Raw genomic sequence first — 18,811 nt, 5'->3', positions numbered from 1 at the left:
CGGTCGCCGTCGAGGAGAGAGCGCGGCGTCGCCGCGGGAGTGCCGGCGTACTACGCCCGGGGCGCCCCGGCGACCGACGGGCGCAGACGGCGCGGGAGGGCAGCGGGCTTCGTTGAGACGATGGCCGTGGACATGGCTTCCTCCAGGTGTCGGTGAACGGGGACCGCCGCGTCGGATCACCACGCGACAGCCCTCCAGCCTAGACCTGAGCGTCAGCTGTGTGCAAGGACGCAGATGTGATCGGATCAGACCGATTCGCGCTCGAGGAGCGCACGCTTCACGTCGAGCCCCCAGGCGAACCCGCCCAGCGCTCCCCCGGTCCGCAGCACGCGGTGGCACGGGACGAACAGGGCGGGCGCGTTGCGGGCGCAGATGGAGGCGGCTGCGCGCACGGCCGAGGGGCTGCCCAGCTCGACGGCGAACTGCGCGTAGGTGAGCGGCGCGCCGGGCTGAATGCGCCGTAGGGCGCTCCAGCCGGCGAGCTGCAGCGGCGTCCCCCGCTGGGAGACCTCGACGGCGTCGATGGCCCCGAGCTCGCCCTCGTAGTAGCGCACCACGGCGTCGGCGGCATCGGTCTCCCCCGCTCGCACCGAGGCCGGGGGCGTGCGCAGACGCCCGAGGATCGCGGCCTCGTCGGACGTCCAGCCGCTCGCGAGGACCCTGCCCTCCTCGACGAGGAGGGTGAACGGGCCGTCGGGGGTGTCGATGGTCTGGATCAGGGCGGTCATCGGGGCTCCTGCGTCGGGCGGGCGGGGTGGGCGGGTCCGGTCGTCGGACCCGTCGTCGGACGAGTGGGGCGGGAGTGTGCTGCGGCGCCACGGGAGGCCGCACTCGCCTCACCGGTCCGACGACCGGCACCTGTGCTCGTCGGGGAAGGGGCCCCGCCGAGAAGGGATGGCGCCCGCCAGAGGTGCGCGGTGAGGTAGCTGCGCCACGGCGCGGTCCGGGCGGCCCACTCGGCGTAGCCGCGGGGGTCGTGGGGAAGCCCCGTCGCCGCCGCGCCGGCCCGCACGGCGACATCGCCGGGGAGCGTGATGTCGGGGTCGCCCAGAACGCGCATCCGCACGTAGTCGGCCGTCCACGGCCCGACGCCGGGCAGAGCGAGCAGGGCGGCGCGCTGTTCCGCCCCGTCGTCGCCGCTCGTGAGCGTGAGCGTCCCGTCGGCGAGGGCGGCCGCGGCACCCGTGATCGCGCGGATGCGCGCTCCGGGACCGCGCAGGACGTCGGCGCCGTGCTCGGCGATCGCCGCCATCGTCGGGAACAGCCGGTCGAGCCCGTCGATGTCGGGCACCCGCTCGCCCAGCTCTTCCGTCAGCGCGCTGAGCGCCGTCGTCGCCGCCGCGACCGTGATCTGCTGGCCGACCATGGCGCGGATCAGCATCTCGTGCGGATCGGCGGCTCCGGGAACGCGGATGCCGGGGGTGCGGGCGACGAGCGGAGCGAGCGCGGGATGCTCGGCGAGCGCCGCATCGACCGCGAGGGGATCGGCGTCGAGGTCGAACAGACGGCGCGCGCGGGCGACGAGCACCGGAAGGTCGCGCAGGTGGGTGAGCCGGGCCCGCAGGCGGAGCCGCTCTCCGTCGAGACGGAGGGAGAACCAGGCCGGACCGCCGGGCAGCCGCAGCGTCCGCGCGAAGGTGTCCGCGGTGACCGTCTCGACGCCGGAGACCGCGCGGGCGGCCATCCAGGTGAAGAGCCCCTGCGCATCCCACGGCGCCCGGTACGGCAGCGCCAGGTCGATCACCCCCGGCACGCTCCCCTCGCCTCGCGAGCCCTCTCGAGTGTCCGCCTTTGGAGCGCGGAGCGTGACATCTGGGCGGTCTCGCGGAGTGGGTGGAACCGGTCGCCGGGCGCGCAGCGCCAGGGGCGTCATGCCGAAGACCTCGCGGACGGTCTCGTTGAACTGGCGCACGCTCGCGAAGCCGGCCGAGAAGGCGACGTCGGCGGCCGGCATCTCGGTGGACACGAGCAGCATGCGCGCCGTGTGGGCGCGCTGCGCCCGCGCGAGTGCGAGCGGACCTGCCCCGAGCTCGGCCGCGAGCAGGCGCGTCAGGTGGCGCGACGAGTAGCCGAGCCGCGCGGCGAGACCTGTCACGCCCTCGCGCTCCACGACGCCGTCGGCGATCAGCCGCATCGCGCGGCCGGCGACGTCACCGCGCAGGTTCCACTCCGGCGATCCCGGCGCGGCCTCGGGGAGGCAGCGCTTGCACGCCCGGTACCCCGCCTCGTGCGCGGCCGCCGAGGTCGGATAGAACGTGACGTTCACCGGCTTCGGCGTGCGGGCGGGGCAGCTGGGCCGGCAGTAGATCCCGGTGGAGCGGACGGCCGTCACGAACTGCCCGTCGAACCGCGTGTCGCGCGCGTCGATGGCGCGATACCGCTCGTCGAAGGTCATCGCGGAGGCCGGGGTCATGCTCCCAGCCTGACACGCTCGCGTCGCCTCGGCTCGCGGAAATCGGACACGACGGTCCGACGCGAGCGAGCCACCTCAGTGGAAGAAGTGCCGCTCGCCCGTGAAGAACATCGTGACGCCCGCGGCGCGGGCGGCGTCGATGACCTCCTGGTCGCGCACCGAGCCGCCGGGCTGGACGATCGTGCGGATGCCCGCGTCGATCAGCACCTGCGGTCCGTCCGCGAACGGGAAGAACGCGTCGGATGCCGCGACCGAGCCCGCGGCGCGGTCGCCCGCCCGCTCGACGGCCAGACGGCACGAGTCGACCCGGTTGACCTGCCCCATGCCGATGCCGACCGTCGCCGACCCCTGCGCGAGGACGATGGCGTTGGACTTCACGGCGCGGCACGCCTTCCAGGCGAACGCGAGGTTGCTCTTCTCGGTGTCGGCGGGCATCTCGCCGGTCACGAGCTCCCATCCCTCGACGAGCGATTCGACCTCCGGCGGGAAGCGGTCGGCGTCCTGCAGCAGGAGCCCCCCGGACACCAGCCGGACATCCATCGGCTCCTGCCGCCAGTCGTTCGGCAGCTGCAGGACGCGGAGGTTCTTCTTGAGGCGGAACACCTCGAGCGCCTCGGGCTCGAAGTCCGGAGCGACGATCACCTCGGTGAAGATGTCGCGCAGGTTCTCGGCCATCTTGAGGGTCACGGTGCGGTTGGCCGCGATCACGCCGCCGAACGCCGACACGGGGTCGCACTCGTGCGCACGCAGATGCGCGGACGCGATCGGGTCGAGCGCCTGCGGTGCGGCGATGGCGATGCCGCACGGGTTCGCGTGCTTGATGATCGCCACCGCGGGCTTGACCATGTCGAACGCCGCACGCAGGGCCGCGTCGGCATCCACGTAGTTGTTGTAGCTCATCTCCTTGCCCTGGAGCTGGGTCGCCTGCGCGATGCCGTGGCCGCCGACGCGCGAGTAGATGGCGGCGCGCTGGTGCGAGTTCTCGCCGTAGCGGAGGGTCTCCAGACGCTCCGCCTTGATGGTGAGGTGCTGGGGCAGGTCGCCCTCGCCCTCGAGCGTCTCCTCGGCGAACCACGTCGCGACCGCACGGTCGTACGCGGCGGTGTGCGCGAACGCACGGGCAGCGAGCTCGCGGCGCTGCGCGAGCGACGTGCCGCCCTGCCCGAGAGCCTCGATGACGGCCGCGTAGGACTCGGGCGAGACCACGATCGCGACATTGGCGAAGTTCTTCGCGGAGGCCCGCACCATCGCCGGGCCGCCGATGTCGATCTGCTCGACGACGGCGTCGCCCTCGGCGCCCGACGCCACAGTCTCGACGAACGGGTAGAGGTTCACGACGACCAGCTCGAAGGGCAGGATGCCCAGTTCGCCGAGCTGGTTCTCGTGGTCCTCCAGGCGCAGGTCGGCGAGCAGGCCCGCGTGGACGCTCGGGTGCAGCGTCTTGACCCGACCGCCCAGCGACTCCGGGAAGCCGGTGATCTCGGCGACGTCCTTCACCTCGAGTCCGGCCTCGCGCAGCAGCGCGGCCGAGCCACCCGTCGAGACGATCTCGACACCGGCGGCGGCGAGGGCCTGGCCGAGCGGCAGCAGGTCGGTCTTGTCGCTCACCGAGACGAGCGCGCGCCGGATGGGCACGAGGTCGCGGTCGCGGTAGAGGGCGGGATCGATGGTCGGGCCGGCCATGCGGTGCTCCAGTTCGGGTGGTGGGGATTCGGAGTGGTCAGCGGACGTCGGGGGTCGCCCAGCGGGCGAGGTCGATCTCGCCCGTGGCGATGCCGCGGACGACATCGATCAGCAGCCGCCGCTCGACCGGTTTGATGCGTTCGTGCAGGGTGTGCTCGGTGTCGCCGGCGAGGACGGGCACCCGCTCCTGCGCGAGGACGGGGCCGGTGTCGACGCCGCCGTCGACGACGATGACGCTCGCCCCCGTCTCGGTGACCCCGGCGGCGAGCGCGTCGCGCACGCCGTGCGCGCCGGGGAACTCGGGCAGGTAGGCGGGGTGGGTGTTGATGAGGGCGGGCGCCCACGCGGCCACGAGGTCCGCGGGCAGCAGGCGCATGAGTCCGCTCAGGACGACGAGGTCCGGCGTCCAGACGTCGATCTGGGTGCGCAGCTCGGCCCCCCACTGCTCCCGCGTGTCGTACTCGCGGAACGGGACGAGGACGGTCGGGATCCCGAAGGCCTCGGCGTGCGCGAAGCCGTCGGCCTCGCGGTCGGCGCCGACGACGACGACGCGCGCAGGGAATCCGGGCTCGGCGGCCGCTTCGAGGAGGGCGCGCAGGTTGGATCCCGTGCCCGAGATGAGGACGGCGACCGTGAGCACGGGCCCAGTCTATCGGCGGGTCGCCGGGGCCGCTTACGTGCGGCTGCCGCCGTCGGACCCGCCCCACCCCGCGAGGGGATCGAGGTCGGATGCCGCGAACGGTTCGGTGTCGGCGTCCGCGGGCACGGCCGTCGAGCGGCCGCCGACCGCGAGCTCGGGCGCGCCGAGTGTCGCCGGTGCCGAGGAGTGCGGCGCCGGTTGCGGGACGGCGTGCGATCGTCCGGCGTCGCGGGCGGGCCCGAACATCGCGATGGCCGCACCGACGAGCAGCTCCAGCCCGACGGCGAAGGCGACCGGCCCGGCGTCGGGGCCGACCGCGGCGAGGCGCCCCGGCCCGAGAGATCCGGACGCGAGGGCGCACAGGAGGGCGGCGCCCGCGGCACCTCCCCCGACGACGACGGCGAGCACGACCGCGCGGGGGGCGGTGCCGTCCGTCGCGGACGCCCCGATCATGCGCGCCCGAGCCGCCGCGCCCGCCGTTAATCCCGTGGCGACGATCAGCAGCGCCGTCAGCAGCAGCCACGACGACGTCGTCTCGGGGACGATGCCGAGGGCGGGGATGCCCGGGAGCACGCCCAGGTTCGTCCCGGCGGGCGACACAGCGGTGCCCGTGCCGATCGCGAACCCGGGCCCGGCGGCGAACGCGCCGCCCCAGACGACGAGGGTCGGCAGGTAGGCCAGCTGACCGAGGGCGATGACGCTCGCCCCCACGGCATCCACGTGCGCCGCTTCGAAGAGCGCGATGACCTGGCCGCCGCGGACGATCGTCGCGAGCGCGACGAGGAGCGCGCCCACGCCGACGAAGCCGGCCAGAGCGACCCCGACCCCGCGCGCCGCGGCCTCGGGCACGGTGCGCCACCGGGGGTCCCGCTCGAGTCGATCGCGGAGGACGTCGACGATCCCGTCGTCACCGTGCCGCCAGGCGGTCACGAGGGCCCCCGCGAGCGCAGGCAGCGCGAACACGGCGGTCGGCAGCAGCAGCGCCTGCCAGCCGAACACCGCGGCGACGGGGTTGGCCGAGGTGCGCCACAGGAACCACGCCACCGCGAAGGTCACCACGGCGCCCGCCGCGACCCCCACGGGCCAGGCGCCGGCCCGCGCGGAGCGCGCCCCCGAGCGGGCGGCGAACACCGCCGTGGAGCCGGCGAGCGCGAGCGGCGCGAGCGAGATCCAGAACGATGCCGCGTCGGCCGGGATGCCGACGGCGGCGAGGTACTCGGCGGGCAGCGAGATCTCCACCGGCACGAGCTGACCGAGCTGCCACATCCGCGCCGCCGCGGGCCACAGCGCGCCCCAGTCCGCGCTGCCGCCGAGGCTCACGACCCAGAGGACGGTGAGGGGTGCGAGGAGCACGGCGACACCGACGGCCGCCGCGACGAGGGCGTCGACGGCGGCTAGGAGAGCGACGAGAAGGCGATTCATGCGGGTTCGACCCTACCCATCGTCGGGCCTGCGACCGATCGGGCGCGCGGCATCCACTACCGTTCTCCAGGGAGGATCCATGTCACCGTCACGCCCGTCCACCTCGACCGCCGCCACCCCGACCGCTCCGCCGGGACTCGCCGGGACCCTCGACCGCTTCTTCGACATCTCGAAGCGCGGCTCGACGATCGGCACCGAGGTCCGCGGCGGGCTCGTGACCTTCGTGACGATGGCCTACATCGTCATCCTGAATCCGATCATCCTCTCCGGCAAACCGGACATCGCCGGCAACGAGCTGGCCTTCTCCGCCGTCGGCGCGGCCACCGCCCTCACGGCGGGGGTGATGACGATCCTGTTCGGGCTCGTCACGCGGCTGCCCTTCGCGTTCGCGGCGGGACTCGGCATCAACGCGTTCCTCGCCTTCAGCGTCGTCCAGGAGGTGACCTGGCCCGAGGCGATGGCGCTCGTGATGATCAACGGCGTCGTCATCGTGCTGCTGGCCGCGACCGGGCTCCGGAAGATGATCTTCGACGCCGTCCCCGTGCAGCTGAAGCTCGCGATCACCGTGGCGATCGGCCTGTTCATCGCCTTCATCGGGTTCGTGAACTCCGGTTTCGTCACCGCGACGGGCTCCAACTCGCCGCCCGTCGGGCTCGGCATCGGCGGATCGGTCGCCTCCGTCCCGACGCTCATGTTCGTGCTGACGCTGCTCGCGACGGGCGTCCTCGTGGCGCGCAAGGTCAAGGGCGGGATGCTGATCGGTCTGGTCGGCGGCACCGTCCTCTCCGTGATCGTCGAGGCGATCTGGCACCTGGGCTCGGCGGTCGACCACCCGGGCGGCTGGGGACTGACGGTCCCGGCGCTGAGCGGCTCTCCCGTCGGCATCCCCGACCTCAGCCTCCTGGGCGCCGTCGACTTCGGCTTCGACGTCGGCAAGGTCGGCGTCGTCGCCCTCGTGATGCTGGTGTTCACCCTCGTCTTCTCGAACTTCTTCGATGCGATGGGCACGATGACCGGTCTTGCGAAGGAGGCCGAGCTCGCGGATGCGAAGGGCGACTTCCCCCGCATCAAGTCCGCGCTCGTCGTCGAGGGCGTGGGGGCGATCGTCGGAGGGGCGACCTCGTCGTCCTCGTCGACCGTCTTCATCGAGTCCGGTGCGGGCATCGGCGAGGGGGCCCGCACGGGCCTCGCGAACGTCGTGACCGGCGTCGTGTTCCTGCTGGCGATGTTCTTCACCCCGCTGACCTCGATCGTGCCGACCGAGGTCGCCGCCGCCGCGCTCGTGATCGTGGGCGCGATGATGATGGCGCAGGTCAAGCACATCGACCTCACCGACTTCAGCGTGCTGCTGCCGGTGTTCCTCACCGTGTCGGTCATGCCGATGACCTACTCGATCGCCAACGGCATCGGCGCCGGGTTCGTCAGCTGGGTGGTCGTCCGCTCGCTCTCGGGCAAGGCGCGGCAGGTGAGCCCGCTGCTGTGGGTCGTCGCCGCCGGCTTCCTGATCTACTTCGCGCGCGGCCCTATCGAGACCCTCCTGGGCGGCTGAGCGCCCGCGGTCGCGCGGCCAGCGCCGCATCATCTCCGCAGGATGTCGCGAACTCCGCATCCGATCTCACGATCGGGTGCGGAGTTCGTCACATTCTGCGGAGTTCGTCGCACGGGACGGGCGCCCGGGGGCACGCAGAAGGGGGTGGATGCCGCGGCATCCACCCCCTTCTGCGTGAGCGTCAGAGCGTCTCGATGATCTCCCGCATGAGCGCCGCGGTCTCGGACGGGGTCTTCCCGACCTTGACGCCGGCGGCCTCGAGGGCCTCCTTCTTGGCCTGCGCGGTGCCCGCCGAGCCCGAGACGATGGCGCCGGCGTGGCCCATCGTCTTGCCCTCGGGCGCCGTGAACCCGGCGACGTAGCCGACGACCGGCTTCGTCACGTGCGCCTTGATGTACTCGGCCGCACGCTCCTCGGCGTCGCCGCCGATCTCGCCGATCATGACGATCGCCTTCGTCTCGGGGTCGGCCTCGAACGCCTCGAGCGCGTCGATGTGGGTCGTGCCGATGATCGGGTCGCCGCCGATGCCGATGGCGGTCGAGAAGCCGAGGTCGCGCAGCTCGAACATCATCTGGTAGGTCAGCGTGCCCGACTTCGAGACGAGACCGATCGGGCCCTTGCCCGTGATATTCGCGGGCGTGATTCCGACGAGCGCCTCGCCGGGGGTGATGACGCCGGGGCAGTTCGGCCCGATGATGCGGGTCTTGTTGCCCTTGCTCTTGGCGTAGGCCCACGCCTCGGCGGTGTCGCCGACGGGGACGCCCTCGGTGATGACGACCAGCAGCGGGATCTCGGTGTCGATGGCCTCGACCATCGCGTCCTTCGTGAACGCGGGCGGCACGAAGGCGATCGACACGTCGGCGCCCGTGGCGGCGATCGCCTCGGCGACCGACGCGAAGACGGGGAGCTCGACCGGGTTGCCGTCCTTGTCGACGTGCGAGACCGTGGTCCCGGCCTTGCGCGCGTTCACGCCGCCGACGACGTTCGTCCCGGCCTTGAGCATCAGGGCGGTGTGCTTCGTTCCCTCACCGCCGGTGATGCCCTGCACGATGACCTTGGAGTCCTTGTTGAGGTAGATAGACATTTCTCTCGTCCTTGATCTCGGAGGCGTTCAGGCGGCGGCCAGCTCGGCGGCCTTGTCGGCGCCCTCGTCCATGCCTGCGGCAAGGGTGACGAGCGGGTTGTTCGCGGCCGCGAGGATCGCACGGCCCTCCTCGACCTGGTTGCCGTCGAGGCGGACGACGAGCGGCTTGGTCGCGGTGTCGCCGAGGATCTCGAGCGCCTTGACGATGCCCTCCGCGACGGCGACGCACGACGTGATCCCGCCGAAGACGTTGACGAAGACCGACTTCACCTGGGGGTCGCCGAGGATGACGTCGAGGCCCGCGGCCATGACGGTCGCCGAGGCGCCGCCGCCGATGTCGAGGAAGTTGGCGGGCTTCACGCCGCCGTGGTTCTCGCCCGCGTAGGCGACGACGTCGAGGGTCGACATGACCAGGCCCGCGCCGTTGCCGATGATGCCGACCTGGCCGTCGAGCTTGACGTAGTTGAGGCCGGACGCCTTCGCCTTCGCCTCGAGCGGGTCGGCGGCATCCTTGTCCTCGAGCTCCTCGTGCTCGGGGTGGCGGACCTCGCTCGCGTTGTCGTCGAGCGAGACCTTGCCGTCGAGGGCGATGATGTTGCCCGAGGCGTCCTGGATGAGGGGGTTCACCTCGACGAGGGTCGCGCCCTCGCCGGTGTAGACGTTGTAGAGCTTGACGAAGACGGGCGCCACCTTCGCGGCCGTCTCGTCGTCGAAGCCGCCGGCCTTGGCGATCTCCAGCGCGGTCGCCTCGTCGATCCCGGTCAGCGGGTCGACCTCGATCTTGGCGAGCGCCTCGGGCTTCTCGACGGCGAGCTGCTCGATCTCCATGCCGCCCTCGACCGAGCACAGGCTCAGGTAGGAGCGGTTGGCGCGGTCGAGCAGGACCGAGAAGTAGTACTCCTTGTCGATCTGCGCGCCGCCGGCGATCATGACGCGCTTCACGACGTGCCCCTTGATGTCGAGACCGAGGATGGCCTGGGCCGCCTCGTACGCCTCGTCGGGGGTCTTGGCGACCTTCACGCCGCCGGCCTTGCCGCGGCCTCCGGTCTTGACCTGAGCCTTCACGACGACGACGCCGCCGAGCTTCTCGGCCGCCGCCTTCGCCTCCTCAGGGGTGTCGGCGATGATGCCGGGGAGCACCGGCACCTCGTACTTCTCGAACAGGTCTCGTGCCTGGTACTCGTAGAGATCCACGTGCAATCCTTCGCTGGGCGACTGTGGTTTTTCAGGGGTGTCCCGGGGGTCGTGCGTGCCGAAGAAATCTCGATGTCGAGAGATATCGACCGATCCCCCAGCCTAATACGTACGGCTGGGTGCCCCCGACCCCCCGGAATCGCCCCACGCCGCGCACTAGGCTCGGGCGCATGTCCGATGCCGCACCCGCCTCCGCACGCAACACCGTCGTCGCCGCCGCGCTCGACCTCTTCGTCGCGCAGGGCTTCGAGGCGACCTCGGTCGAGCAGATCGCCCAGGCCGCCGGGGTGTCGCGCTCGACCTTCTTCCGGCAGTTCGGCGGCAAGGACGACGTCGTCTTCAGCGACCACGACGTGCTGCTCGCGCAGCTGCGCGAGTTCCTCGCGGAGGCGCGACGCTCGCCGCGCGGCGAGCGGCTGGAGAACCCGTGGGCCGCGGCGTGCGCGGCGTCCGTCGAGGTGTTCCGTCACTTCGCCGCCGAGCCCGAGCTCGCCCGGCGCCGCTACGCCGTCGTGCGCCAGGTGCCGGCGCTGCGCGAGCGCGAGATCGTCACCGTCTTCCAGTACGAGCGTCTGTTCGACGACTACCTGCGCGCCGCGCTGCCGGGCATCGACCCGATCGACGCGGTCGCCTTCGCCGCGGCGGTCACGGCCGTGCACAACCACGTCCTGCGCCGGCTGCTGCGCGGGACGGAGGACGTCTCGGAGCAGGTCCTGTGGGATGCCTACGACCGGCTCCTGCATCGCTTCGGGGTCCATCCCGACGGCGAGGACGCCCGCGAGGACGACGTGGTCGTGGCGACCTTCCCGCGGCGGATGCCCGCCGCCGAGGTCGCCCGTCGCCTCCGCGACTCCCTCTGACGTTCGGGCGTCGCGGCGACCCGCTCAGGCGGTCTCGCCGGAGGCCACGGTCTCGGCGAGCGCGTGCACGCGCGACAGGTGATGCGCTCCGTAGGCGTCCGCGAGACGGAGACGCTCCGCGTCCGCCTCGGTCGGCGTCTCGTGCGCGAGCACCGCGGCCACCGCGAGCGCGTGCATCCATCCGCCGGACAGTACGCCCAGCAGCATCAGATACGGCACTCCGACGGCGTGCGCGTCGCGCGACGAGGGGCCGAACGCGACGACGTCCGCCGTCGCGCGACGCGCGGCGGCGACCGCGCGCTCGAGCCGCCCGGCGAGGCGCACGGCGAGGGCGTCCTGCGCGCCGCGCTCGCGCAGCGTCGCGGCCGTCTCGTCCATCCGCGCGAACAGGGTCTCCGCGGTCGCGCCCGCGTCGCGGATGACCTTGCGCCCGATGAGATCGTTCGACTGGATGGCCGTGGTGCCCTCGTAGATCGTCATGATCCGCGCGTCGCGGTAGTGCTGCGCGACGCCCGTCTCCTCGATGAAGCCCATGCCCCCGTGCACCTGGATCGCGTCGCTCGCGAGGTGGACGGCGTCCTCCGTCGCCCAGCCCTTCAGGATCGGCACGAAGAACTCCGCCAGCGCGCCGACGTCTCCCGCCTCCCCGGCTTCGGCGCGGTCGAATAGGTCGCCCACGTAGACGCCGAGCGCGCGCATCGCGAAGACGTCGCTCGCCATGGACATCAGCAGACGACGGACGTCGGGATGCTCGGCGATGGGCGCCCCCGCGTCGCGTCCGAGGACGCGGCCCTGTATGCGGTCGGAGGCATATGCGGTCGCCCGCTGCAGCGCACGGTCGGCGATGCCGGTCGCCTGGAACCCCATGCCGATGCGGGCGGAGTTCATCATGACGAACATCCCGGCCAGGCCGCCGCCGACCTCGCCCACCAGGTAGCCGGTCGCGTCCTCATAGGACAGGACGCACGTGGGCGACCCGTGGATGCCGAGCTTGTGCTCGATCGCGGTCACCTCGACGGCGTTGCGCTCGCCGAGGGTCCCGTCCGCGCGCACCGCTCGCTTGGGCACGACGAACAGGGACAGGCCCGCGGCGCCGGCGGGCGCGTCGGGCGTCCGCGCGAGGACGAGGTGGACGATGTTCTCGGCGATGTCGTGGTCGCCCCACGTGATGAAGATCTTCTGACCGCGCACCGACCACGTGCCGTCGCCGCGCGGGGTGGCGAGCGTGCGGATCGCACCGAGGTCGGTGCCCGCAGCCGGCTCGGTGAGGTTCATCGTCCCCGTCCACTCGCCCGAGACGAGCTTCGAGAGGTAGGTCGCCCGCAGCTCGTCGGAGGCCACGGCGTCGAGGGCGTGGATCTGGCTCGCCGTCAGCAGCCAGCACAGGGCGAACGCCGCGTTCGAGGCGTTCCAGATCTCGCCGAGACCCGCTCGGATGGACCCTGGGAGGCCGTCGCCGCCCGCGGAGACGGGCGCCTCGGCGGTGAGCCACCCGGCGTCGACGAACGCCCGGTACGCGGCCGCGAAGCCGTCGGGGAGGCGCACCTGGCCGTCCACCAGGGCGGCGCCCTCCCGGTCGCCGATCGACTGGAGCGGCGCGAGCACCGATGCCGCGAACTCGCCGGCGCCGGCGATGACGTCGCTCGCGTCCTCCGCGGTCAGCGCCCCGCCGGTGGCGCGCGCGACGATGTCGAGGCCGAACGCCTCGCCGTACAGGAAGGCGTAATCGGCGACGGGCGGCTGGTACTCGGTGGCCATGCGGGCTCCTCCTCGCGACGACCGGGCATCCTCCCGGCTTGAGACTTAGGTTCATGATACGTGACACGTAGTCTCACGTGCCACCGCCGACCCTCGGTGGACGGACACGGGCGACCCCCTCGACCGCGTGGCGGCGGGAGGACAGGATGGGCCCCATGGCCTACGACATCCCCGCGCCGATGCTCGCCAGAGCGGTCGCGGCGATCCCCGACCCCGCCGCGACGCCGGGCGGACTCTCGTTCGAGCCGAAGTGGGACGGCTTCCGAGCCCTGATCTCCTGGGACGGCGAGGACGTCGTCATCGGCTCGCGGGGTGCGAAACCGCTCACCCGCTACTTCCCCGAGCTGGTCTCCGCGTGCCGCCAGGTGCTGCCGGAGCCGTGCCTGCTGGACGGCGAGATCGTGGTCGCCCACGGCGAGCCGGCCCGCCTGTCGTGGGAGGCGCTGTCGCAGCGCATCCACCCCGCCGAGTCGCGGGTCAGGCTGCTGAGCCGGAGCGATCCGGCCCAGTTCGTGGCGTTCGACCTCCTCGCGCGAGGCGACCGCGACCTGCAGCCGCAACCGTTCTCCGCCCGTCGCGCCCAGCTCGAAGACCTCCTGGCCGGGGCCCCGCACCCGATCCACCTCACCCGCACGACGACCGACCCGGCTCGCGCGCAGCGATGGCTGGATCTGTTCGAGGGCGCCGGGCTCGACGGCGTCGTCGCGAAGCCGCTCGCCCAGCCGTACGCCCCGGGCAGGCGGACGATGCTCAAGATCAAGCACGCCCGCACCGCCGACGTCGTCGCCCTGGGCTACCGCGTGCACAAGAGCGGCACCGGAGTGGGCTCCCTCCTCGTCGGCCTCTACGACGCTCAGGGCGAGCTGCGGCAGGTCGGCGGCGTCGCGGCGTTCAGCGATGCGCGGCGGCGCCAGCTCGTCGATGAGCTGGCGCCACTGGTGGAGACGGACGCCTCGGGCTCCGCGGTCCACGGCGAAGGCGAGCGCTCGCGGTTCACCGCGGCGGGCCGCGACGTCAGCTTCGTGCGTCTGCGGCCCGAACGCGTCCTCGAGGTGCGCTACGACCAGCTGGAGGGGGAGCGCTTCCGCCACACGGTCCAGTTCGAGCGATGGCGGCCCGATCGCGATGCCGCCTCCTGCACGTTCTCCCAGCTCGAACGCGTCCCCGCGTACGACCTGGCCGACGTGATCGACTGACGCGCCGACGCAGATCGGGCCCGTATCGGCGCCGGACTCCGGCGGCCGGCCATACGGGCCCGAGGTGCGAAGGGGGCCGCTGGCCGCTCCCTCGTGACACCGACCGTACCGGGGCCCGCTCGCGCGACACGCGCGAGCCGGCCGGGTTTATTCGAACCGTGCGGACGGGGGCGCCGTGATGCCAGGATCGAGGCATGTCCGACTCTCTCGAGCCGCGCCCGCCCGGCACGGATCGTACGGACGGCACGGCCGACGACGACGGGCCCACGTACACCCAGGAACCCACCTACACCGAGGAGCTGCGCCTCGAGCCGGTGCAGTTCATCGCCCGGACCGACGCCGTCGTGCGGCTCGGATCGCTCATGCTCGGCGCCGGCGCGTCCTCCGCCCGCGTGCGCGACAGCATGGCGCGCGCCGCTCGTGCCCTGGGCATCGACGACCTGCACATGCGGGTCGGGATGACCGACATCGTCGCGACGACGAGCCGGGGCGCGATGTTCCGCACCCGGGTGGCCGAGGTACGGCGCCCCGCCGTCGACGCGGAACGACTCACCGCCCTGAAGCGGCTCACGAACCAGCTCTCCCCGGGCACGACCGCGGTCGAGCTGCAGCGCCACCTCGACGTCGTCGAGGCGCGCCCTCGCCGGTATCCCGAGATCGTCCGCGTGCTGGGCGCAGCCCTCGCGTGCGCAGCCTTCGCGCTGCTCAACAACGGCGGCTGGCAGGAGTTCGTCGCCGTCGGGGTCGCGGCGGGCCTCGGGCAGTTCGTCCGGATGCGGATCGGCCGCCTGCACACGAACGAGTTCCTGGTGGTCTTCCTGTCCGCGATGACCGCACTGCTCGTCTACCTCGGCGTGGCGGAGCTGCTGGCCGTCGCCGGCGTGCCGGGCGGACAGCACGACGCGGCGATCACGAGCGCGGTGCTCTACCTCGTGCCGGGATTCCCCCTCGTGACGGGCGCGCTCGACCTCGCGCGGCTCGACCTCAACGCGGGGATCGCGCGCGTCGTCTACGCGACTCTCGTCCTGCTCGCGACGGGCACGGCCGTCTGGGGTGTCGCGACCCTCTCGCACGCCGTCGTCACGCAGACCGCGACGCCGCTGTTCGACGAACCGCTCCTGTCGGTCGTGCGCCTGCTCGCCGGTTTCGTCGGCGTCCTCGGCTTCGCCGTCCTGTTCGACACGCCCCCGGCCATCGCGCTGACCGCGGCCGCCCTGGGCGCCGTCGCGAACGCCGGCCGCCTCGCGCTCGTCGACGGTGGCTCGACCCCGCCGATCGCGGCGGCGGGGGCCGCACTGCTCGTGGGGCTGGGCGCCTACCTCGTCGGCGACCGCCTCCGGGCGGCACGGGTCACCCTGACCGTCCCGGCCGTTCTCATCATGGTCCCCGGCGCCGCGGCCTACCGGGCGATCACGGGCGTCATCGCGGGCGACACGCTGCTCGCGATCCAGAACGGCTTCACGGCGGTGTTCGTGGTCGTCGCGCTCGCGATCGGGCTCACCGTCGCCCGCGTGCTCACCGAGCGCGAGTGGTCGGTGCCGCGACGCTGAGCCGGCCCGTCGAGGCACGACCCCTCCGCTGTCAAGCCGTCGCGACGGTGCGACCGGTCGGTTAGCGTCGGAGGATGGGACTCTTCCGCAGCCTCCGCACGCCGCCCCCGGCGCAGCCCGTCTCCGGCCATGTGACGATCGACCCGGTCACCGACCGGGCCCCGTGGCGGCTCTGGGCGGACGGCCTCGGCGTCCTGTCCATCCGCGCCCTGCAGATCATGATCGTCGCGGCCATCGCGGCCGTGGCGATCCTCGGCATCCAGCAGATCACCGTCGTCACGATCCCGCTGGTGCTGGCGCTCATCTTCGCGTCCGCCTTCGCGCCGGTCATGACGTGGCTGCGGGGGCGCGGCGTCCCCTCGCTCGCCGCGACGCTGCTGGCCCTCCTCGCGATCGTCGTGATCCTCGGCGCGGTGGGCTGGCTGATCGTCTGGGCGGTGCGCGACCAGTGGGACGAACTCGCCACCCAGGCCGCGCAGGGCTTCCAGGACCTGCTCGCCTGGGCGCGGACGCTGCCGTTCGACATCGACCACGACCGGATCGACCAGTGGCTGAGCCAGCTCAGCGGCTACCTCACGAGCGCCCAGTTCGGCTCCGGCGCCCTGGCCGGGGTGAGCGCGGTGGCGAACTTCGTGACCGGCTTCGTGCTGATGATCGTCATGCTCTTCTTCTTCCTCAAGGACGGCCCGCAGATGTGGGCGTTCCTGCTGCGACCGTTCCGCGGCGAGAAGTACGAGCGGGCCGTGCGCATCGGCGACAAGACGGTCTCCACCCTCGGCTCGTACGTGCGCGGGACGGCGACCGTCGCTGCGGTGGACGCCGTGGGCATCCTCATCGGGCTGCTCATCCTGCAGGTGCCGCTCGCGGTCCCCCTCGCGGTTCTCGTCTTCCTGCTCGCGTTCATCCCGATCGTGGGCGCGACGCTCGCGGGGATCCTCGCCGCGCTCGTCGCCCTCGTCGCGAACGGCTGGGTCGTGGCGCTCCTCGTCGTCGGCGTCGTGGTGCTGGTCAACCAGCTGGAGGGCAACCTGCTGCAGCCCGTGCTGATGGGCCGGTCGATGAAGCTCCACGCCTTCGTCGTCCTGGTGGCGCTGACGATCGGCACGGTCCTGAGCGGCATCGTCGGCGCGGTCCTCGCCGTGCCGATCACCGCCGTCGCCTGGGGCATCGTCCAGGTCTGGGACGGGCCGGACACACCGGCGCGATGGGCGCGTCCGAAGCGGCGGCCGGTCTCCGCGTCGCGTGCGCGGACGGGTGGGGCACTGCCGGGCTGACGACGGCGCTCACTCCTCCGGCGAGCGCGCCCTGCTGGGCTGCACGCGGGGAGGCTCTCCCGGCATCTTGGGGAACTCGGGCGGGAACGGCAGCTCGCCCAGGCCCGCGTCGAGGTCGCGCTGCCACCACTGCAGGAGGACGTCGATCCGACCGGGGCGCTCCTGCAGGTCCGCCCAGGGATCGCCGACCTCGGCGAGACGCCCGGGTACCGTCCGCACCGTGAAGGAGGCGGGGTCGACGCCCGCTTCCAATTCGTCCCAGCCGATCGGCGTCGCCACCGTCGCCCCCGGCAGCGCCCGGGGGCTGTACGCGCCCGCCATCGTCCGGTCGCGGTTCGCCTGGTTGAAGTCGATGAAGACGCGCTCTCCGCGCTCCTCCTTCCACCAGTTCATCGTGACCCGGTCCGGCATGCGCCGCTCGAGCTCGCGGCCGGCGGCGATCACCGCGTGGCGCACATCGAGGAACTCGAGCGTCGGCTCGATGGGGCAGAACACGTGGATGCCCCGGTTCCCGCTCGTCTTGATCCAGGCCTCCAGCCCCGCCTCCCGCAGCACCTCGCGCAGCGCGGGGGCGACGGCCGCGGCGTCGGCGAAGGTCGTCCCGGGCTGGGGGTCGAGATCGATGCGCAGCTCGACCGGGTCGTCGGTGTCGGCGGCGAGCGAGGCCCACGGGTGGAAGACGACGGTGTTCATCTGCACGGCCCAGACGGCCGCCGCGGCCTCGTCGAGGACCACTTGGGGGTGGCGCCTCCCGCTGTTGTAGGTGCACATGACCTCGTGCACGAAGTCGGGTGCACCCTTCGGCGGATTCTTCGAGAAGAACGCCTCACCGGCCACCGAGTCGGGGAACCGTTCGAGCGACACGGGGCGGTGCCCGTTCGCCCGGAGGAAGGGACCGGCGACGGAGACGACGTACTCGGCCAGCTCGTGCTTGGTGATGCCGACCGCGGGCCAGATCACGCGATTAGGGCTGGACAGGGAGACCTCCCGGTCGCCGTCCGGCCCGGGAACGGTGAGACGGATGCGCTCGGATGCCATGGCTCGACCCTACGGCCGGGTCGCGGCGTGCGACAGGGCCCGACTCAGCCGGCGAGCGCCAGAAGCGGGGCGAGGGCGTCCCGGTCGAGCTCGATCCACGGCCCCGCCGCGTCGACGACGACGCCGGTGAGCGCGGGATCGGAGGCGAGGGCTGCCGCGAGCTGCTCGGGCGCGAGAGACAGCGGGCGATCACCGCGGCCCATGGCGAGCACTTCGAGGGGGTGCGAGAAGATCTCCAGACGCCGGACTCCGTCGGCCGTACGCGCCTCGGCGAGGCCGATCCGCCCCTCCGCGTCCGTTCCGCCCGCCGCCCAGACGGGGACGCGACCGAGGATCTCCGCCACCTGCGTCGCCGTGGCATCCGTCCGCTCGCCCGACAGCGCCGCCTTCAGCTCGAACGGCGGCGGAGCCCCCTCGTCGATCGCCTTCTGCACGAGGGTGACCGGCAGCACGAGACGCGCTCCGACGACGGAGTGGTCCAGGTAGATCCCGTCGTATCCGGAGTCGACCGCCATCCGCAGGATGTTCGCGGCGGACTGACCCACGACGGATGTCGCGGCGGCCGGCTCGTCCGCGACGCTCAGCTGCATCGAGGCGCCTCCGGTGAACGCCAGGAGGAAGCGCTTGTCCTCGTGCGTCGTCACCGCGAGGCTCAGCCCCTGCCCGGCGGCGAGAAGCGCCTGCGCGTCCCCCTGCGCGCGGACGTACAGCGGTCCCTGCAGGGCCTGGCGCATGACATTCATGACGTCGCCGCTCTGCGGCTGCTCGGGCAGGGCGGCGAGGGCGGCCTGCAGCAGGGTGTTGTCGATCATGCCCGGCACCGTCTGCGTGGCCGCCGGTGCGGCTGCGGCCGCGCGGGCGGCCGGCACGACGGGCGGCGGGTCCGCCGCCTCGGCGTCGGGGAGGGAACGCGCCGATTCGGCTCCCTGACCGAACGTGCTCACCGAGATCCCGACGTGCGGCACGACCTCCGGCTCGACGACGGGCGCGGGCTCGGTCGGCTGGTCGGGAACGGGCTCGGGGACCGATCCGCTCTTGTCGCGTCGTGAGAACAGGGCCATGGGACGAGCCTATGCGAGGCGGCGACGACCCGACACGGCGCCGCGGCCCTCTCGTCCTGCGCATCGGGCTCCGCAGGTCAGGATCGCAT

The 18,811-nt window shown here is 72.6% G+C and carries 15 protein-coding genes; 5 read left to right on the top strand and 10 right to left on the bottom strand.

The window, feature by feature from the left end; translation table 11 throughout:
* Window positions 1-245: 245 nt before the first annotated feature.
* From WFI00_RS02650 to WFI00_RS02630, 5 genes are all read right to left on the bottom strand, one after another.
* The gene (locus WFI00_RS02650) at window positions 246-728 is read right to left on the bottom strand and encodes a methylated-DNA--[protein]-cysteine S-methyltransferase (RefSeq protein WP_336631011.1); all 483 of its coding nucleotides are present in this window, start codon (window positions 726-728) and stop codon (window positions 246-248) included.
* Window positions 725-2,413 carry a DNA-3-methyladenine glycosylase 2 family protein gene (locus WFI00_RS02645; protein ID WP_336631010.1) on the bottom strand — a complete coding sequence of 563 codons (1,689 nt, stop codon included), beginning with the start codon at window positions 2,411-2,413 and terminating at the stop codon, window positions 725-727. The genes WFI00_RS02650 and WFI00_RS02645 overlap by 4 nt, the downstream gene beginning before the upstream one ends.
* A 75-nt stretch (window positions 2,414-2,488) precedes the next feature.
* A complete protein-coding gene (gene purH / locus WFI00_RS02640) occupies window positions 2,489-4,096 on the bottom strand; it encodes a bifunctional phosphoribosylaminoimidazolecarboxamide formyltransferase/IMP cyclohydrolase (RefSeq protein WP_336631009.1) in 1,608 nt (535 codons plus the stop codon).
* 37 nt (window positions 4,097-4,133) lie between these two features.
* Window positions 4,134-4,736, bottom strand: coding sequence for a phosphoribosylglycinamide formyltransferase (gene purN / locus WFI00_RS02635; protein WP_336631008.1), 603 nt, complete (start codon window positions 4,734-4,736; stop codon window positions 4,134-4,136).
* A gap of 33 nt (window positions 4,737-4,769) precedes the next feature.
* Window positions 4,770-6,158 carry a cell division protein PerM gene (locus WFI00_RS02630; RefSeq protein ID WP_336631007.1) on the bottom strand — a complete coding sequence of 463 codons (1,389 nt, stop codon included), beginning with the start codon at window positions 6,156-6,158 and terminating at the stop codon, window positions 4,770-4,772.
* Window positions 6,159-6,237: 79 nt separating this feature from the next.
* Here WFI00_RS02630 and WFI00_RS02625 point away from each other — a divergent pair, with 79 nt between their 5' ends.
* A complete protein-coding gene (locus tag WFI00_RS02625) occupies window positions 6,238-7,707 on the top strand; it encodes an NCS2 family permease (RefSeq protein WP_336631006.1) in 1,470 nt (489 codons plus the stop codon).
* A 181-nt stretch (window positions 7,708-7,888) separates the two neighbouring features.
* Here the strand turns inward: WFI00_RS02625 and sucD are convergent, their stop codons facing one another.
* Both sucD and sucC read right to left on the bottom strand, forming a co-directional pair.
* Window positions 7,889-8,791 carry a succinate--CoA ligase subunit alpha gene (gene sucD, locus WFI00_RS02620; protein ID WP_336631005.1) on the bottom strand — a complete coding sequence of 301 codons (903 nt, stop codon included), beginning with the start codon at window positions 8,789-8,791 and terminating at the stop codon, window positions 7,889-7,891.
* 27 nt (window positions 8,792-8,818) lie between these two features.
* Window positions 8,819-9,985 carry an ADP-forming succinate--CoA ligase subunit beta gene (gene sucC / locus WFI00_RS02615; protein ID WP_336631004.1) on the bottom strand — a complete coding sequence of 389 codons (1,167 nt, stop codon included), beginning with the start codon at window positions 9,983-9,985 and terminating at the stop codon, window positions 8,819-8,821.
* Window positions 9,986-10,155: 170 nt separating this feature from the next.
* On the opposite strand from sucC, the gene WFI00_RS02610 reads away from it, so the two are divergent.
* Window positions 10,156-10,845: a TetR/AcrR family transcriptional regulator gene (locus WFI00_RS02610; protein ID WP_336631003.1), complete on the top strand. Its 690-nt coding sequence runs from the start codon at window positions 10,156-10,158 to the stop codon at window positions 10,843-10,845.
* Window positions 10,846-10,869: 24 nt separating this feature from the next.
* On the opposite strand, the gene WFI00_RS02605 is transcribed toward WFI00_RS02610, so the two are convergent.
* Window positions 10,870-12,603 carry an acyl-CoA dehydrogenase family protein gene (locus tag WFI00_RS02605; protein ID WP_336631002.1) on the bottom strand — a complete coding sequence of 578 codons (1,734 nt, stop codon included), beginning with the start codon at window positions 12,601-12,603 and terminating at the stop codon, window positions 10,870-10,872.
* A 155-nt stretch (window positions 12,604-12,758) separates the two neighbouring features.
* Here WFI00_RS02605 and WFI00_RS02600 point away from each other — a divergent pair, with 155 nt between their 5' ends.
* From WFI00_RS02600 to WFI00_RS02590, 3 genes are all read left to right on the top strand, one after another.
* Entirely contained in the window at window positions 12,759-13,799 is a 1,041-nt protein-coding gene (locus WFI00_RS02600) for an ATP-dependent DNA ligase (protein ID WP_336631001.1), read from the top strand.
* A gap of 194 nt (window positions 13,800-13,993) precedes the next feature.
* On the top strand, window positions 13,994-15,349 hold the full coding sequence (locus tag WFI00_RS02595; protein ID WP_336631000.1) for a threonine/serine ThrE exporter family protein: 1,356 nt from the start codon (window positions 13,994-13,996) through the stop codon (window positions 15,347-15,349).
* A 74-nt stretch (window positions 15,350-15,423) separates the two neighbouring features.
* A complete protein-coding gene (locus WFI00_RS02590) occupies window positions 15,424-16,623 on the top strand; it encodes an AI-2E family transporter (protein WP_336630999.1) in 1,200 nt (399 codons plus the stop codon).
* Window positions 16,624-16,632: 9 nt separating this feature from the next.
* Here the strand turns inward: WFI00_RS02590 and ligD are convergent, their stop codons facing one another.
* Window positions 16,633-17,661 (bottom strand): non-homologous end-joining DNA ligase, encoded by a 1,029-nt coding sequence (ligD, locus tag WFI00_RS02585; RefSeq protein ID WP_336630998.1) that lies wholly within the window; start codon window positions 17,659-17,661, stop codon window positions 16,633-16,635.
* Window positions 17,662-17,705: 44 nt separating this feature from the next.
* On the bottom strand, window positions 17,706-18,722 hold the full coding sequence (locus WFI00_RS02580; RefSeq protein ID WP_336630997.1) for an SseB family protein: 1,017 nt from the start codon (window positions 18,720-18,722) through the stop codon (window positions 17,706-17,708).
* Between the last annotated feature and the right edge of the window lie 89 nt (window positions 18,723-18,811).

The sequence above is a fragment of the Microbacterium sp. MMO-56 genome, assembly GCF_037146215.1.
In the GTDB taxonomy this organism is placed as follows: domain Bacteria; phylum Actinomycetota; class Actinomycetes; order Actinomycetales; family Microbacteriaceae; genus Microbacterium.
Note: the sequence above shows the minus strand (reverse complement) of the source record. Positions and strands in the feature narration are given on the sequence as shown.

Excerpts from the sequence above, each read along its gene's own strand:
- WFI00_RS02650 (WP_336631011.1), bottom strand. The coding sequence starts at position 728 with ATGACCGCCCTGATCCAGACCATCGACACCCCCGACGGCCCGTTCACC.
- WFI00_RS02645 (WP_336631010.1), bottom strand. The coding sequence starts at position 2,413 with ATGACCCCGGCCTCCGCGATGACCTTCGACGAGCGGTATCGCGCCATC.
- purH (WP_336631009.1), bottom strand. The coding sequence starts at position 4,096 with ATGGCCGGCCCGACCATCGATCCCGCCCTCTACCGCGACCGCGACCTC.
- WFI00_RS02630 (WP_336631007.1), bottom strand. The coding sequence starts at position 6,158 with ATGAATCGCCTTCTCGTCGCTCTCCTAGCCGCCGTCGACGCCCTCGTC.
- WFI00_RS02625 (WP_336631006.1), top strand. The coding sequence starts at position 6,238 with ATGTCACCGTCACGCCCGTCCACCTCGACCGCCGCCACCCCGACCGCT.
- sucD (WP_336631005.1), bottom strand. The coding sequence starts at position 8,791 with ATGTCTATCTACCTCAACAAGGACTCCAAGGTCATCGTGCAGGGCATC.
- WFI00_RS02610 (WP_336631003.1), top strand. The coding sequence starts at position 10,156 with ATGTCCGATGCCGCACCCGCCTCCGCACGCAACACCGTCGTCGCCGCC.
- WFI00_RS02605 (WP_336631002.1), bottom strand. The coding sequence starts at position 12,603 with ATGGCCACCGAGTACCAGCCGCCCGTCGCCGATTACGCCTTCCTGTAC.
- WFI00_RS02600 (WP_336631001.1), top strand. The coding sequence starts at position 12,759 with ATGGCCTACGACATCCCCGCGCCGATGCTCGCCAGAGCGGTCGCGGCG.
- WFI00_RS02595 (WP_336631000.1), top strand. The coding sequence starts at position 13,994 with ATGTCCGACTCTCTCGAGCCGCGCCCGCCCGGCACGGATCGTACGGAC.
- WFI00_RS02590 (WP_336630999.1), top strand. The coding sequence starts at position 15,424 with ATGGGACTCTTCCGCAGCCTCCGCACGCCGCCCCCGGCGCAGCCCGTC.
- ligD (WP_336630998.1), bottom strand. The coding sequence starts at position 17,661 with ATGGCATCCGAGCGCATCCGTCTCACCGTTCCCGGGCCGGACGGCGAC.
- WFI00_RS02580 (WP_336630997.1), bottom strand. The coding sequence starts at position 18,722 with ATGGCCCTGTTCTCACGACGCGACAAGAGCGGATCGGTCCCCGAGCCC.